Source organism: uncultured Gimesia sp. (genome assembly GCF_937919775.1).
GTDB lineage: Bacteria > Planctomycetota > Planctomycetia > Planctomycetales > Planctomycetaceae > Gimesia.
In genome coordinates this window covers 1-3,041 of the sequence record NZ_CALFPF010000702.1, presented here as the reverse complement: position 1 = coordinate 3,041, position 3,041 = coordinate 1, and the positions used below count along the sequence as shown (strand labels likewise).

Sequence of the window (3,041 nt, the reverse complement as noted above, 5' to 3'; positions counted from 1 at the left end):
ATCAGTAGCAGAGACAGTTCCTAACAGAGTTCCAACTGCGGTGGCCTCTGAAAAAGTCCACCAGTACCCCATTTCCCCTCCATCAAAAATGGGAGCCTCTGACACGTCTTCTACATAGATTTCGCCCCAGGTCGATGTAACATTTCCATCACTGTCAGAAGCCTGAACTCCAAAAGAAACGAATTGACTGGTCTCATAGTCCAATGGCGAAATGAGTGTAATTTCCCCAGTCAAAGCATCAATACTCAAATTCGAACTTCCTGAAGTTAACTGATAAGTAACCTCATCGCCTTGAGGATCATTGGCAGTCACTGTTCCCAATACAGTTCCTACCGGAGTATCTTCAGCAACACTCCACCAGTAACCCATTTCATTTTCGCCAAAGCTGGGAGACTCATTCACATCAGTTACACTCAACTGCCCCCAGACTGTTGCTACATTTCCATCAGAATCGGTGGCACTGACTCCAAAAGAGGCAAACTGACTGGATTCATAATCGAGTGGAGCAATTAAGGTAACGTCTCCCGTCATTGAATCGATAGAAAAGATCGAACCACCGGAAGTCAACTGGTAGGTCACCTCATCCCCTTGTGGATCATTAGCGGACACGGTTCCAATCAAAGTCCCCAGAGAAGCGTCCTCCGGTAAGCTCCACCAGTACCCCATTTCCCCTTCAGAGAATACAGGAGCTTCGTTGACATCGGTGACAGAGATATCACCCCAACTGGTCGTCGAATTTCCGTCGGTATCTGTAGCCCGCACCCCGAACGAAGCATATTGACTGGTTTCATAATCCAATTCTGCGATCAGCGAAATTTCTCCCGTAGCAGCATCAATGGCAAAGTTCTCAGTTCCTGCTGTCAGTTCATAGCTGACAGCATCCCCCTGGGGATCATTAGCAGTTACTGTTCCCAATACAGTTCCCAAGGGAGTATCTTCAGCAACACTCCACCAGTAACCCATCTCCCCTTCTGTAAACACAGGAGATTCATTCACATCAGTGACAGAAATATCACCCCAGGTTGTTACTACATTTCCGGCTGAATCGGTCGCGCTGACTCCAAAAGAGGCATACTGACTGGTTTCGTAATCCAAGCCGACGATTAGAGTTATGGCTCCCGTAGCGTCGTCGATTGAAAATATACCTGCTCCAGAAGTCAGAGCGAAACTGATTGCATCTCCCTCGGGATCAACTGCAGAGACTGAACCGACAACAGTTCCAACGGCGGTATCCTCTGCGATATTCCACCAGTACCCCATTCCAGCATCATCAAACTGAGGCGGCTCATTTGTCCCACTCAGCATCTGACGCTGCTCAAGGTTTTGAACGGAGACATAATGCTCACTGGAAACCTTACGCCTTCGGTTCTTTGCCCGATTAAAACGACGATCAGAACGAGAATGAAATGGAGCACGAAGAGAGGATAACCAGTCCTTTAGAATCATAGCGGCCAGCCCATTGGAAATTAGAGAAACGTGAATGCCATGGAAACTAACAACACCGTTCGTAAACACACTGGTGTGTTTCGAATTGAAATTAGCCAATCATTCAGCGTGCCTGCTGACCGAATGTTCGATTTTCAAATCAAAATGAAGAGATTTAAAATTTGTAACTTAAGAATGTGTAACGAAATGAAATTTATTGAGAGCTTGGAAAGCAAGGAAAGCAATCAAACACAAAATAAAACTAACGATTCTTCTAATCTGGAATAAAATATCAAGTAAATTGAACTATTCAAATTAATTTAATTGGATCTCGTAGTTTTTTCAGAAATATTAATTCGAGCATTGTCGAAAGACTTCGCTTGCCTCATCCAGCCCCAGCTCCGATATTCGAGAAGCTGTTTTTAGCATTCCTGGCTGCATCCGCACAGAGTCCTTCTGTGAGTGCAATCTAAATAGTGGTTTCTAAAACTTCAGGCTTCCGTATCCATACATGAAATTCCTGCTGTAACCACGTCTGGTGGGCAGCGACAGGCCAACTCAAACAAAATTGTCGCAGGTACGTCTGACAAATATTTCTGTTTGAACTTGTAGTTTTCGCAGACGATCACTGCGACGTATTCACCTTATGAAAATTTCCCTTTGCCCGTTGGAAATAATCGCATCCTGGCACTGAGCAATGATGTGAATCGTGCCCTAACCTGTCACCAGTTTCGTTTGGAACTCACCTTCATTGATTGTGGGGCGTTCGGGGCGACCGTTGTATTCATAAACCAGTTTCATGCGGTCCAGCCCCAACAGGTGCAGGATCGATGCGTGCAAATCGTGAACGTGCATGCGATCCTCAATGGCGCGCAGGCCCAGTTCATCGGTGGTTCCGATAGTTTGACCGCCTTTGACTCCTCCGCCGGCCATCCACATGGTGAATCCGGTCGGATTGTGATCGCGGCCGTCTCCTTTTTCCGACATGGGTGTGCGTCCGAATTCTCCCCCCCACACAACGAGCGTATCATCCAGCAAGCCCCGTTGTTTCAAATCGTTGATCAACCCTGCCACCGGACGATCCATAGTTTTGCAGTGTTTGGAGTGATTCGATTCGATGCCAGTATGGGCATCCCACTTACTCCCGGCTCCGTGGTATAGCTGCACAAAGCGGACACCCCGCTCGACAAGTCGACGTGACATCAAACACAACCGACCGAAAGAAGAGGTTTCTTCCTGATCCATCCCGTAAAGCTTCTGGGTTGCTTCGGTCTCCTGGCTCAGATCGACGGCCTCGGGCGCTTCGGCCTGCATCCGAAATGCCAACTCATAACTGGCGATGCGTGCCTCCAGTTCGGTTTGCCTGGAATGCTGGTCAGTAAATTCCTGATTCAATGATTTCAGCAGTGATAATTTGGTGCGCTGGCGCTGGTCGGTAATTCCTTCCGGATTGTTCAGATTCGGAATCGGTTGTTTTCCTTCCCGCAGTTGAATTCCCTGATAAACCGCCGGCATGAATCCGGTTCCCCAGTTGCGCGGCCCATTCGTGACCTGCGAACGGTTGTCCTGCATCACGACGAAGGAGGGAAGATTGCTGTTTTCCGAGCCAAGGCCGT

2 protein-coding genes are annotated in these 3,041 nt (G+C 47.9%); both read right to left on the bottom strand.

The features are described 5' to 3' along the window. On the bottom strand, nucleotides 1–1,305 hold a 1,305-nt coding region (locus Q0294_RS19905; protein ID WP_299468949.1), incomplete at its 3' end, for a cadherin repeat domain-containing protein. Nucleotides 1,306–2,139: 834 nt separating this feature from the next. Further along, nucleotides 2,140–3,041 (bottom strand): DUF1501 domain-containing protein (locus Q0294_RS19900; protein WP_299468947.1); only part of this gene is annotated, 902 nt, incomplete at its 5' end.